Below are 13,261 nucleotides of genomic sequence, written 5' to 3'. Positions count from 1 at the left end.
CTTCATTTCAACTACTTTAAATATTGCGCCATAAATTGTGTCACTTTTTTCGTATATAACTTCGGCTGCATCGTATAGGATTCGGCATGCCCCGCCCCAGGTACCACCCATAATTTCTTATGGCTGACGGTCGTGGCCCGATAATTTTGATAAACCATTTTTGTCGGCACAAAGGTATCTTTGGCGCCATGAATAAAGAATATCGGTAATTTATTTTGGTGCAATTGCGTCACCGAACTAGCCGTTAAGAAATTAAAGTGGGCCTTGGCTTGCGCCACCCAACTAGCGGTATAAATCAATGGGAACTTTGGCAAATGATAGAGATTTTTGAGTTCATAAGTCAACTCATCACCGACACTCGTATAACCGCAGTCTTCAATGATAGCTTTGACTTGCGACGGCAGCTTTTCGCCACTCATCATCATCACAGTCGCACCACCCATTGAGACGCCAAACAGGCCGATTCGACTATGTTGGCCTTCCCGCCGAATCACTTGTTTGGTCCACTTAACATAGTCGAGTCGATCCGGCCAACCAAAGCCATAGTAATCACCTTGACTTTGACCGTTACCACGATCATCGGGCGCTAAGACATTGTAACCTTGACGATGCCATAATCGAATATAACTCGCCATTTGTTCCTTATTACCCATATAACCATGGGCAACCACGATCGTTCGATTCGTTTTGTGCGCCGCTGGGACAAAGTCAGCCACTAACTTCAAGTGATCCGTCGCCGATGTTTCGTGCCACGTTTGTTTTTTTACGTTTTTGAGCCATTGTTGATTTTTTGCTAACCGCGTCTTACTTTTTTGCGAACTATGATTCAACACTTTAGGTGTCGGTTCAAACGCAAAGTGATACAGATAAAAACTCCCCCCGGTAATGCCGATACCGAGTACAATTACGAGCGTAACTAAGGCCAATAGCCACTTTTTTCGTTTCGTCATGTTCAATTCCTCTCTACTGCCACTGCCTTATGCCAAGGCTTGTTGCGTTAATAAATGTGACGCGACGGTTTGCGCGGCGAATTGAATCGCTTGGCTCGTTGTATCCGTCGCACTAATGGTGACGGGTTGTTGCCGTAACCCTTGCATCAACGCGATGGTGAATTCTTGATAACGGGCTTCGATTTGCCGCGAATCACGAATCTTTAAAATCGCCTGACTGATCGTCGTTAAACTAAAATCAGTTTTAAGTAATGTGACGACCAATACCGCTACTAGATGGTTACGCGTATATTGCCGTCCAGTTGGCCGACTAAAAAAGTGTTGCTTCACATAGCTATTGACCATCGTCTTCGTGACAGCTGGCAGCTCTAAGGGTGCCAACGTCAGGTTAACTAATTGTAATAATTGTTCCATATAGATTGGCACCACCGGTAACGTGTCCCATGTGGGTAACTTAAACTCCGCTAAAGTTGTCGTCATCTTTTTCCCCCTAACTAACTTGCTTGTTTAATTTACCGTAATCTAGGATCAATTTCAACTACAACTGATATTATAAATTAGGTTATGTAGAATTATCATCTATATAATAATCAAACCTCATATCCATACTTGAATCCTTAACCCGCTTTCCGCTAAAATGAATAGGTTACTAATTAACGGCACCGCAAGAAAGGAAATTCTGATGAATAACGTCTATTTAGCTGCACCATTTTTCGATGACGCGCAAAAAGCCCGCATCGAACAAGTTAAAGCCGCTTTAATGGCTAACCCCACGATCAATTCCGAAGGTATCTTCTTACCACAAGAACACCAATTTGAAGATGAACCCTTTGGGAGTCGCGCTTGGCAACAATATGTTTATGCTTCCGATATGCGTCAAGTCCATCGTGCTGACTTAGTCGTCGCCTTATTAGACTACGACATGACTAGTGCCACTAATGAACCTGATTCTGGGACGATGTTTGAAATTGGCGCCGCTGTGGCCGAAAAGACACCCGTTTTGGTCGTTCAATTCGATGCCGACAAACAGTTGAACTTAATGATTGCCCAAGGCTTAACCGCCTACTTCGACGCTAGCCAAGATGGCTTGCACGAATTAGCCACTTACAACTGTGACGATTTAAAATCAAAACCTGCTAAGCGGCCCGTCTTTTAGGCCGTATCTAACACTAAAACAGTGGCCTGATGAAAGTTTGACTTTCATCAGGCCACTGTTTTTTTCTTGATCTTATTCATCGACAAAGATTTGACTCTCATAATCGGCTGGTAGGCGTACGATAACAAACATTGCATAACGCCCATACTTGGCATTAGCAACCGGTAAAGTCGCAATCCCAATCTTGGCCTTACTATAAAAAGTATCTTCTGGAATCCCCCAGTTTTCATCGACCTCAAAATTATCATGCAAATCACTGGTCAACTGGGCTTTGGTCCCAATCGCTGCGACACAGATTGCTTTCTTCATGCCATAACCATAAACCAACTGATTCTTTTTTAAGAGTTGTTGATATTGCCGGTTATTAGCGTCGGTTTTAACAGATTTGGCCGGGGTACTTTCAACAAAATTATCGTAATTTTCCCCTTTGTTATTCACAAAATGATACGTCGAACTCATCATTTGCTTAACCACGACTTTGGCCTGGGCCATCGTCGTCGCATCGGCATGAGCATCCTCTAAGCCCCCGAGTTCATCGATCAGCCGCAACGCTAACTTATCAGGATCATTGGACCCAACTGTCGGCGTTAAATAGCCCCGCCAAATCCAACCACTCTTTGAATTATCCGCATTTTTAACGTGATAATAAATCGCAGCTTTCTTTTTCGTTTTGTCGTACAACTTTTCATGGGCATCCGTATACCATGTTATATGACCAGTCATCGTATTAACACTATAGCGCATCCCCAGATGTTTCGAATAGCGCCCCCCTAATTGATCATTCCTGTACGCATGGCGTCCCATCGATCGCCGCCAAACTAGACGTACATTTTGCGACCGCTTCGCCGAATATTGATTGGTCATTTGCGTTGAATCAGCGTGTCCATTAACGGCACCCAATCCGAATCCAACTAACAACGTTGCTACCCCTAGCCAACTTTTACGCATGATGATGTCCCCCTTTTATCCTACTACGGCTAGTTTAACACGCGTTCGCTAACCTACCTAACACAGATTAAGCCACGAAAAAACGACCGCTAATAGTCATTAGCGATCGCTTTTTAAAGCTAATTTAGTTTAAGTCAAACGCTGAAGCTCGCGTCCAGTTACCATTTTCCATTTGATAGTAAGTGGTCGTTGCCCCTTTAGAATCTGTCCGGCGCGCCCGTTGAATAATCTTAACATTCAATTGACTGACATCACCAGTCGTCCCTTTGTCTTTAGCCAAGTCTTCTGAATCAAAGACTTTGTCATAGACTGGGTAACGTTTGATCAAGTTCAAGGTCTTGCTGTAATCTTCATAAGTAATCTTATCAAAGACTAAGCCACTCTTACGAATCCAGAATTTTTGAGCATCATTCGCGGTGGTAAACCGAATCCGATACCAAGTCCCTGAATCAGCATCGGCTTTCATATCGATATAAGCCCGGGTGTAACCAAGTTTCGTCCAGTCAACCTTAGTGGTCTTCCAGTTAGCCGCACCTTTGATATGGTTGTACAATGCGAAGTTCTTAGCTTGTAAGTTCGTTGCTAATTCAGCATGTTGGGTATTTAACCCTGACCGATACGTTTGGGTCTCATTAGTCTGCGCGTTTTTCTTCGTACTCCAGCTACTCAAAGCTTGTAAGTTTTTGGCTTTCTTACTTGATAAGCTGACGCCGCCCTTGCGAATCCAGTAATGGGTTGCCTTGCTCGAGTTGCTAAAGGCAATCCGGTACCACTGGCCCGTACTCGTCTTGGCATACTTATCAACATAGATGGTTGACCCTAACTTCTTCCAAGTTGGGACCACGTAGTTCCAGTTCTTATGGCCCTTAACGTGGTTATATAAGGCATACTTTTTACTAGTGGCCGCCGCGCTAACTTTACCCGTTTGCACCTGCGTTCCATGATAGTAATCTTCAACCTTATTCGTCGCCTTACGCTTCTTAGTTGGCATCGAAATCGTCAACTGACCAGAATCTTCGATTTGAGTCCCGTTAGGCACTTCTTCAACTTGAGTCGTTGGTAAGCCCGTTGACTTGTTATTGCTGATCGTCGCATCCGTCGTGTCAAAGTTAGCCGTCACAAATGGCACACTACTCTTAGACGTTTGAATGGTATTGCCAGTAATCGTGATATTCGTCATCTTCGTGCCAGTCTTAGCATCCAAGTAGACGTAACGGTTATCAGGACTTAAGTTTGAGAACGTGTTGTTCTTAATATTTAAGTTATCCATCGTAATCGTCTTTTCGGTGTTATATAACCGAATATAGTTACCAGAACCTAACGCGTATTTATTGACGAATTGGTTATTTTGAATGTACAAGTTCGAGACATCGCGGAAATGAATATTGGCATCATCTTCCGTCAATAATGGCCGGACATCTTGTACATAGTTATCTTCAAAGTAGACATCATGGATAATGCCGGCTTTACCATGGTCATATAACGCGTGTTGACCGATTGGGTTCGGTGCAAAACTTTGCACGTAGCCGTTCGTCTTTTGCACTGGCAAGAACTTGTTGTTGGTGACATGGACATCATACGTTGGTAAGTTATCGTATTGATCACCGGGGTTCTTATAAGACATTGCTTTAAGATTTGAATAGTCAATTTGAATGGCTTCTTTATATTGCTTATCAGTTCCGTTAAACCCAGTAAAAGTTGAGTTTTTAACGGTGATATCATGACTACCATCTAAATCGATATAATGCCCAGTTGGTGATTCAGCATTATCAAAGGTACAACCGTCAAACGTGACGTTTGAGGCATGATGGACACTTTGGGTAAAGATCGATTGACCAGCAGCGGTTTGGCTACCTTTAAAAGTGGCATTTTGCCAGGTGATGTTTGAAATCCCACCATCATAGCCGGCATTTGGGCTAGGGTAGACAAAGTTGACCCGACGTGCATTGTCGACGATGAAGTTGGCCCCGTCTTCAAACTTAAACGTGATATTAGAATGTAGCTTGACCACTTCAGTACCCGTATCACTACCAAAATGATAGTCACCCTTTGGTACAGTAATCACTAATGGCGCATTCGTATGCGCATCAATAATATCTTGTAAATTTTTAACGTTATCAACGGCAGCGTTGTTACCAACTAACCCCGCATCTTTGGCATTGACCGTGACGGTACTACTGGTCGCAGCGGCCGCCGTTAAGTTTGGTTGTACCAAAGTGGTACCACCCGCGGTCAATAAAACGCCCATGGTCACTAATCCAAGGCCGGCAATCAAGTGACGACGCCGGTGTAAACTATGATTCATTATAAATTTCCTCCCCATAACCCTTTTTTTCCTGGTTAGTCTCAGTTTATCATGAATTGAAAGCGGATAAACCACTAACACACTTTTGTAAAACAATCGACATATACAAAAATTTATACCTGATATCTTAAAGCTAGTCTCAATTTGGCCTCTTAAACGCTCTTATCATAGTCAGTTCACCGACTAAATGTACAAAATATTAAATAGTTTGTTGCCATGATTAACGTAATTGGTGCGAACATTGTTATAATTGACCTATTAATTCAATTCTGAAGGAGTGGGCTACATGCAAATCAAATTAATTTCAACTAGTGATGTCCACGGCTACCTAGCGCCCACCGATTATAGTAGTCGGGACCACGTGGCACCGTTTGGCCTCAGTCGGGCGGCGACCTTGATTCAACAATTGACCCAAACTGACGATGACACCGTTTGGCCCATTGTCATTGATAACGGCGATTTTGTGCAAGGCTCACCGCTGACCTACTTTATTGCGCGGCAACACCAAGAAGCCGCGCCACTCTATTCAAGACTGGCCAATCGGAATCACGTTCAAGCTGGTATTTTTGGTAACCACGAATTCAACTACGGCCTCGACTTTTTAGACCTCTGTGAATCAGCGCGCCATTACCCCATGCTGGCTGCCAACATCGAAGACCAACAACAGCGAACCTTGTTTGCCAAGCCATATACCATTTTGGAACGGGCCGGCGTTAAGGTGGCAATTCTTGGCCTGACGACGCAATTTGTTGGCCGCTGGGAACTCCCCGCCCATCTCGATGGCTTAAAGTTCCATGATGTTGTTGAAACGGCTAAACATTTCGTGCCGAAACTACGCGAATTAGCTGACGTTGTGGTCGTTGCCTACCACGGCGGTCTGGAACGCGACCCCCAGACCAATCAACCGACCGAACGGTTAAACGGTGAAAATCGTGGCTCTGCCCTATTGAACGAAGTCCCCGGTATCGATGCGATGATCACGGGTCACCAGCATCGGCGACTGGCCGTTAAAGTCCAAGGTATCCCCGTAACACAACCCGGGATGAAAGGCCAAAACGTTGGGATGATTACGTTAGATTTAAACGCCATGCATCAAGTCACGACCACCAAAGCCGAAACCTTCAGTGTGAAAGATGCTGCCCCAGATGCCACGACGATGCAACTGATTCACACCGTCAATACCCAAATGGAAGACTGGCTAGATACACCATTAGGCACGATCAACGGTAGTATGCTCGTTCAAGATCATCTGGATGCCCGTTTGCACAATCACCCTTACATCAACTTCATCAATCAAGTCGAAATGGCCGCCACCGGGACGGATATCGCCGCGACTGCGTTGTTCAACGATGATGTCCCAGGCTTAAAACAACACGTCACGATGCGCGAAGTCATGAATAGCTATGTCTATCCTAATAAACTAGCCGTCGAAACAATTACTGGCGCCGACTTAAAACGGGCGCTAGAACGGTGTGCCAGTTACTTCTTATTGCAAGATGGTCATGTCATCGTTAATCCTGAGTTTTTAAACCCTAAACTACGGCATTATATTTATGACATTTACAGTGGCATCGATTATACCTTTGATCTGACACAACCAATCGGCCACCGCGTCGTGCAGTTAGACTACCATGGTCAACCGGTGCAACCAGCGCAAGCATTGACCGTCACTTTGAACCATTACCGTGCTGGCGGCGGAGGCAATTACCCAATGTATCAAACCGCTAAGATTCAACACCAATTACCAACCGATATGACTGTCTTAATCGCCGATTATTTCGCCAAACATCCAGTCGTCACTGCGACACAACCTACTAATTTTAAGGTGCACTATTAGTGGTTTAAAACTAACAGATTGATTTTGTCGCTTCCGGTCCTCACCTCAACTGAAATCATCGGTCACCGGAGACGGCAAGAGCATTCTTTGCGCTAAATGACTCATACAAACATTAATTTTAAGACACGACTAAAAAATCGTCGCCACGTCAAAACATAGTGACGACGACTTTTTAATTCGAGTTTTTATTTATTTAAAAATTAACCGTATCGGGATCATTAGCTAATCCAGCAACACCACGCAACCCATCAATAGTTGCCATGTCATCAGCGCTAAGTTCAAAATCAAAGATATCCGTATTTTGGGCAATCCGATCCGCATGGACTGACTTAGGTAATGGTAAGAACCCATGTTGTAAGGACCAGCGTAAGACGACTTGAGCGACACTCTTGTCATATTTTTGGGCCATTGTCGTTAAATCGTCGATACCAAAAATCTTACCGGTACCTAATGGACTGTATGCTTCAGATAAAATATCATGCGCCTCGTTGTAGGCCACAACTTCTGGTTCCATATCACTTGGATTTAAGAAGATTTGATTGACAGCAGGGACCACTTTAGCTGTCTTTAATAAAGCGTCTAAATGCTTAGGCCGGAAGTTTGAGACCCCAATGGCCCGGGCCTTACGATCGGCATAAGCTTCTTCCATGGCCCGCCAAGTATCGGCATTCAATTGTTCCCAATTGTCACGCATCGCGGCTGGATTAGGCCAATGGATCAAGTAAAGATCCACATAGTCTAACCCTAACTTCGCTAATGATGTGTCTAGCGCAGCTTTAGCCGTTTCGTAACCATGATCGGCATTCCATAATTTGGTGGTCACAAATAAGTCTTCGCGCGCCACACCACTATCCGCAATCGCTTTGCCGACACTTTCTTCATTACCATATGCTGCGGCCGTATCAATATGCCGATAGCCCGCCTTTAAAGCAGCTAAAACTGAGTCATAAGCCACTTGACCATCGGGTGTTTGCCAAGTACCAAAACCAACGATTGGAATCGTCGTCCCATTATTTAACGTATACGTATCCGTGAGCTTTGTTAAGTTTGCCATCTAAACGGCCTCCTATTTTTAGTTACAGCTTAATTCTACCGGTTCATTCCAACGAATCACAAGCAAACTGTTCCAAGCCAGTGACGATTTTTAAGTTTCATGAGAAAATAGACCTAATCATCAAACAGATAAGGGAGTGAATCACGTGGAAAGGGAAAACTTAGTCATGCAAACTACCCTACTTGCTGGGGCGATTTTGCTCGAAAACGGCGCCGAAATTGCCCGGGTCGAAGATACCATGCAACGTATCACTACCAATGCCGGCTATCCCAATGCGCAAATCTTTGTTTTATTGACCGGCATCACCGTCGCTTTACCAGATGCCGCTGCCAGCCAAGTCCGGGCCATTCATCGGCGCGGGATGGACTTAGAAAAAGTCGACCAGGTCAATACATTGTCGCGGGAATTTGCGACCCATCGAATTGATTTACCAGAATTCGCGACTGCCCTCAAACATGTCAATCAAGCAGTCCCGACCTTTCCATTCAGTTGGCTCCTGTTGGCCGCCTTGGTTGTTAGCGTCACCTTAATGGTCGCTTTTACCGGGCATGCCACCCCAGCTGACCTCATAACTTGTGCTTTAGCAGGTGTCCTTGGTTTTGCAGCTTTTTATTGGATCAATCATTTTGGTCAAATTCGCTTTTTAAGTGAATTTATCGGCGCGTTTTTAATTGGCCTGGTGACGTTGATTGGGTTTTATCTCACGCCCACCGGCTACCATCCGGATGCCATTATTATCGGGGCAGTCATGCCACTGGTGCCTGGCGTTGCAATTACGAACGCGGTGCGTGATACGATGACCGGCAACTTATTGAGCGGACCAGCGCGCGCGATTGAAGCGATTTTGTCAGCCGCGGCCATTGGGCTAGGTATCGCACTGACATCAATCTTTTATTAAGGGGGCACCATTCATGTGGCATTGGCTTTTTACAGTTGGGTTATTGCAAACGATTTTAGCTTACTTGGCTACATCCGGCTTTGGGGTGCTCTTGAATATCCCGCGGCGCGCCGTGAATTTGAGCGGCTGGGTCGGTGCCGCCGGCTGGTTAACTTATGAAGTGCTCTATCAAGTGTTGCCACTCGCCATCGATGTTAAATTAGCGATTGGTAATCTCGTGGCCGCCGTTGTCATCGGCGTCGCCAGCGGCTTAGCGGCCCGCTACAAACAAATGCCGATGATTATTTTTAATATTCCCAGTCTGGTGCCGCTCGTCCCCGGTGGTCAATCCTATCGCGTCGTCCGCAATCTGGTCACTGGTCAACCGCAAGTCGCGAACCAATACTTAGCACAAGTCGTCATCATCGCTGGCGTCATTGCTTTAGGCTTCTTAATTGCCGAATTCATCAACCGCTTATTATGGCATTTTAGCCATTAAAAAAAGACATCCGCCATGGATGTCTTTTTGGGTTAATGGAAAATGGTAAAGTAGCCGATGACTAAGGCCCCTAAAACAATTCGGTACCAACCAAACGCTTTGAAGTCGTTTTTCTTGATGTAATCTAACAAGAACCGAATTGACAAGTAGGCCACCACAAAGGACACGATGACCCCAACAGCTAAGACTGCCCCTTGTAACCCAGCTAATGAGTTACCATGGTCGAAGTACTTATATAATTTCAATAACGATGCCCCAAACATGGTTGGAATCGCCATGAAGAAGGAGAATTCAGTGGCCACGTACCGGGAAGTCCCGATTAAAATCGCCCCTAAAATCGTAGCCCCTGAACGGGAGGTCCCAGGAATTAATGACAATAATTGGAACAGCCCGATAAAGAGTGCCGTCGTATAAGGCAATGTCTTCAATTCACCAAATTTTGGCGTTAACGCCTTATTATGGTTTTCAATCACAATGAACAAGATCCCATAGATGATCAAGGTCGCTGAAACGACCGCCCAATTCATCAAATGGGCATCCATCCAGTCATTCAATGGTAACCCAATAATGACCGATGGAATCACCGCTAAAATCACCTTACTCCACAAGACCCAAGTATCTTTTTTCTCAACACTAGTCTTGCGGGGCGACAATGGATTCAATTTATGGAAGTAAATCACAACGACCGCCATAATTGCTCCCAGTTGAATCACGACGTTGAACATATCGGTAAATTGACTCGACTGTTGCATCTTAATGAATTGGTCCACTAAGACCAAATGACCAGTCGAACTGATTGGTAAGAATTCAGTGATTCCTTCAACAATCCCCAAGATCACTGCTTTAATAATATCTAACACAAGTTGGATTCCTTTCTTTTGCTGTGATAACCGTCGTCATCACAAGTTGATAGTCACAAACTCCTTTATTATAGCAATCCCCTTCGTGACTGAATAGCACAATTAAGTCAAGATTACGTAAAGATTAGGCCGTTAAAGCTTGTAAGGCCGCCGTATAAACCGCTTTAGTCTGTGCATCAAAACAAATCATTTGGATAACCCGGATCGTCGATGCCGTGGTCGCTGCCGTATCTTGTAGCGTCTGCAACGCGATTGCGGCGGCTAGTGCCACTGGAAAGTGATAGACCCCCGTACTGATTGAAGGAAAAGCAATGGTCTGACACCCATTAGCAGCGGCTAGATTCAAGCTGTTACGATAACTATTCGCTAGTAGCGTCAACTCTTGATGCGTGCCACCTTGCCAGATTGGTCCTGGCGTATGCACCACAAACTTAGCGGGCAATTGAAACCCCGCCGTAATCTTAGCTTCACCAACGGCGCAACCATGTAATGGTCGACAAGCCGCCAATAACGCCGGCCCAGCAGCCCGATGAATGGCGCCGTCAACCCCGCCACCACCTAGTAAGGTCGGATTAGCCGCATTAACGATCGCATCCGTTGCAACGGTTGTAATATCACCTTGTAAAACTTGAATTAAAGCCATCACTCACGCCTCCCTAACAATTAGCATCACGCTCGCCAAGGCTTGTTGCTTTAGTTGCGGCGCACTTGGTTGTTGTTTGGCCAAAATCTGTAGCCCGGTCCGGACTTGCATCAAACTCGCCGCGACGTTAGCGACTGAATCGGGTAAGTCGTTGGCATAATCACTTAACAAACCGACGAATCGCGTTTGTAACGCCATATAAATGGCCTGGGTTTGGTCAGCCACTAACGCATCGCGATGCCCCATTTCAGCCATTAAGTTCACCATCAAGCACCCAGCTGGCCAACGTTCACTTTGAAACGGCATCAACAAACAATCCGCTAATAAAGCTGGCAATGGCGTCCCCATATCGCGATCACGCTGAATCAGTTGTGTTAACTGTTGATCCAAAACCTGCTGATACGCTTGTAGACTTTGCCGCAATGCCACTGATTTACTGTGATACCGGCGATAAAATTGTGACCGTGATAGTTGCCCAACCGTCACTAAGTCATCGACAGTGGTTTGTGCTACCCCATACTGCCAAAATTGACGCATAAATTGGTCCGTCACTTGGGCGGGCGTTAATTTCTGTGTTGCGACCATCCTAAAACCCCCTAATCAGCGATTAAAAGTTGAATCCCACGAATAATTGACCATAAATAACTGGCAATAGCTGCAATGACCAAAATGGCCAATAATACGACCGCTAACCAACCACTATGCGCGACGTTATCCATCATTAAACCAGATACGCCCAGGATCACTAGACTCGTGACCCCTAAAAGCGTTGGTAACAGATGGAGCCAAAAAGCGCGCCCAGCGGTACGATGCGCGTCTGGATTGTGACCCGTTAAGGCCCAAACAATTAATGGAAACAAGACTGGTAAGAACAAAATACTCAAATAGCTTAAACTATTGATCACGCGATTTTTAGGCATATTGTAACCCCTCTACCGTTTAGTTACCCCGAGTATAGCGAATCTTGCCCGCAGCGGCAAATCCTAAAGAACCGTTAAATTTGTTTAGCAATCTCCCAAATTTGGTCCTAACAGGTCGTCGCGTCAATGGAGTCTGCTATAATTCAAGGTGCATTAGTTAAGATGCGGAGGGAATTATCATGCGCAGTAAACGCAATTTTAAATTTAAATGGGGCGTCATTTTAGCCGCCCTACTGATTAGCTTAGGTGGGTGGCAGCTCACCTCACATGCTGATGACAGTTCTGACAGCACCCCAATCGTCACGTTGGGGTCAAGCTTAACAAGTAGTCAAAAACAAGGGACCATTCAGACGTTGACCGCGAGTTTAAGTGACAGTAGTAACTACTCAACGTTAACGGTCAATGGTGATACGTTAGTCAAATACCTCAATCCAGCCGGCGAAAGCTTTACAAGTAGCTCTGGCGTTTGGTCAAGTGCCATGATTGAAAAGACCAGCTCTGGTTCTGGGATCAACGTTAAGATCCTCGATTATAATGGTAGTAATAATATCACTACCATTACTGCCAACCAATATAAAAACGCGGCCTTGACCGCTGGGATTGCCGATGCCAATATTTATATTACTTCAGCAACCCCTATCGATGGTTCCGGTGCCCTAGCTGGAATCTACGCGGCTTACGCCAAGTCCGGCAATAGCTTAAATAGTAAGCAAGTTAGTGCGGCCCAAAATGAATTGAGCACCTTAAGCGGTATTACCAAAGCCAATAAAGGTAAAGATGGCTATACCGATGCACAATTAAACAATGCGGTTGCCGGGGCCAAGAAAGAAATGGCTCAAAAAGGTAGCAGCGTCACTAAAAACGAAATCACAACTATCGTGAATAACCAAATTACTAACAATAACTTAACTAATGTCATCACCAATAATCAAAAGACGCAAATCATTAATTTACTCGTTAAGATTCGCGATTCTGGGGCGCTTAATTCTTCAAGTTTTAAAACGCAAGCCAGTTCTTTAATGAAAAATATCCAGTCCAATGCCAAAGGGATTTTTAGTAAATTGAATACGACAGAAAATCAAAATGCACTCCAACAAGTTTGGTCAAGCATCACGAATTTCTTTAGTTCAATCTTCAAATCAATCTTCGGCTAAACCAAAAGAGACCGTCCACCGGTAAAAAACTGGTGAACGGTCTCTTTTTAATGGCTTA

At 44.9% G+C, this 13,261-nt stretch carries 14 protein-coding genes; 5 read left to right on the top strand and 9 right to left on the bottom strand.

Annotation, left to right across the window (positions count from 1 at the left end):
- Window positions 1-11 precede the first annotated feature (11 nt).
- The gene (locus FFM75_RS04715; RefSeq protein WP_137628043.1) at window positions 12-950 is read right to left on the bottom strand and encodes an alpha/beta hydrolase; all 939 of its coding nucleotides are present in this window, start codon (window positions 948-950) and stop codon (window positions 12-14) included.
- A gap of 27 nt (window positions 951-977) precedes the next feature.
- Window positions 978-1,430 (bottom strand): DUF1836 domain-containing protein, encoded by a 453-nt coding sequence (locus tag FFM75_RS04710; protein WP_137628042.1) that lies wholly within the window; start codon window positions 1,428-1,430, stop codon window positions 978-980.
- A 202-nt stretch (window positions 1,431-1,632) separates the two neighbouring features.
- Between FFM75_RS04710 and FFM75_RS04705 the strand changes: the two genes are divergently transcribed.
- Window positions 1,633-2,106, top strand: coding sequence for a nucleoside 2-deoxyribosyltransferase (locus FFM75_RS04705; protein ID WP_137628041.1), 474 nt, complete (start codon window positions 1,633-1,635; stop codon window positions 2,104-2,106).
- A gap of 72 nt (window positions 2,107-2,178) precedes the next feature.
- On the opposite strand, the gene FFM75_RS04700 is transcribed toward FFM75_RS04705, so the two are convergent.
- Both FFM75_RS04700 and FFM75_RS04695 read right to left on the bottom strand, forming a co-directional pair.
- Window positions 2,179-3,054 (bottom strand): hypothetical protein, encoded by an 876-nt coding sequence (locus FFM75_RS04700; protein WP_137628040.1) that lies wholly within the window; start codon window positions 3,052-3,054, stop codon window positions 2,179-2,181.
- Between the two features lie 124 nt (window positions 3,055-3,178).
- Entirely contained in the window at window positions 3,179-5,359 is a 2,181-nt protein-coding gene (locus tag FFM75_RS04695) for a GW dipeptide domain-containing protein (protein WP_171001419.1), read from the bottom strand.
- A 286-nt stretch (window positions 5,360-5,645) separates the two neighbouring features.
- Here FFM75_RS04695 and FFM75_RS04690 point away from each other — a divergent pair, with 286 nt between their 5' ends.
- A complete protein-coding gene (locus FFM75_RS04690; protein WP_137628038.1) occupies window positions 5,646-7,196 on the top strand; it encodes a bifunctional metallophosphatase/5'-nucleotidase in 1,551 nt (516 codons plus the stop codon).
- Window positions 7,197-7,389: 193 nt separating this feature from the next.
- On the opposite strand, the gene FFM75_RS04685 is transcribed toward FFM75_RS04690, so the two are convergent.
- A complete protein-coding gene (locus FFM75_RS04685) occupies window positions 7,390-8,250 on the bottom strand; it encodes an aldo/keto reductase (RefSeq protein WP_137628037.1) in 861 nt (286 codons plus the stop codon).
- A 166-nt stretch (window positions 8,251-8,416) separates the two neighbouring features.
- Here FFM75_RS04685 and FFM75_RS04680 point away from each other — a divergent pair, with 166 nt between their 5' ends.
- Together FFM75_RS04680 and FFM75_RS04675 are read left to right on the top strand one after the other, a co-directional pair.
- Window positions 8,417-9,148: a threonine/serine exporter family protein gene (locus tag FFM75_RS04680; protein WP_137628036.1), complete on the top strand. Its 732-nt coding sequence runs from the start codon at window positions 8,417-8,419 to the stop codon at window positions 9,146-9,148.
- A gap of 13 nt (window positions 9,149-9,161) precedes the next feature.
- A complete protein-coding gene (locus FFM75_RS04675; RefSeq protein WP_137628035.1) occupies window positions 9,162-9,626 on the top strand; it encodes a threonine/serine exporter family protein in 465 nt (154 codons plus the stop codon).
- 32 nt (window positions 9,627-9,658) lie between these two features.
- On the opposite strand, the gene FFM75_RS04670 is transcribed toward FFM75_RS04675, so the two are convergent.
- The 4 genes from FFM75_RS04670 to FFM75_RS04655 all read right to left on the bottom strand — a co-directional run bounded on the left by FFM75_RS04670 (window position 9,659) and on the right by FFM75_RS04655 (window position 12,049).
- Window positions 9,659-10,486: an undecaprenyl-diphosphate phosphatase gene (locus tag FFM75_RS04670; RefSeq protein WP_137628034.1), complete on the bottom strand. Its 828-nt coding sequence runs from the start codon at window positions 10,484-10,486 to the stop codon at window positions 9,659-9,661.
- Between the two features lie 124 nt (window positions 10,487-10,610).
- Window positions 10,611-11,129 (bottom strand): O-acetyl-ADP-ribose deacetylase, encoded by a 519-nt coding sequence (locus FFM75_RS04665; RefSeq protein WP_137628033.1) that lies wholly within the window; start codon window positions 11,127-11,129, stop codon window positions 10,611-10,613.
- 3 nt (window positions 11,130-11,132) lie between these two features.
- The gene (locus FFM75_RS04660; RefSeq protein ID WP_223876608.1) at window positions 11,133-11,714 is read right to left on the bottom strand and encodes a TetR/AcrR family transcriptional regulator; all 582 of its coding nucleotides are present in this window, start codon (window positions 11,712-11,714) and stop codon (window positions 11,133-11,135) included.
- A gap of 11 nt (window positions 11,715-11,725) precedes the next feature.
- Window positions 11,726-12,049, bottom strand: coding sequence for a hypothetical protein (locus tag FFM75_RS04655; RefSeq protein WP_137628032.1), 324 nt, complete (start codon window positions 12,047-12,049; stop codon window positions 11,726-11,728).
- A 179-nt stretch (window positions 12,050-12,228) separates the two neighbouring features.
- Between FFM75_RS04655 and FFM75_RS04650 the strand changes: the two genes are divergently transcribed.
- The gene (locus FFM75_RS04650; RefSeq protein ID WP_137628031.1) at window positions 12,229-13,203 is read left to right on the top strand and encodes a DUF1002 domain-containing protein; all 975 of its coding nucleotides are present in this window, start codon (window positions 12,229-12,231) and stop codon (window positions 13,201-13,203) included.
- Window positions 13,204-13,261: the final 58 nt, after the last annotated feature.

Origin of the sequence: Lactiplantibacillus daowaiensis, assembly GCF_005405085.1 — a bacterium.
Taxonomy (GTDB): domain Bacteria; phylum Bacillota; class Bacilli; order Lactobacillales; family Lactobacillaceae; genus Lactiplantibacillus; species Lactiplantibacillus daowaiensis.
Note: the sequence above shows the minus strand (reverse complement) of the source record. Positions and strands in the feature narration are given on the sequence as shown.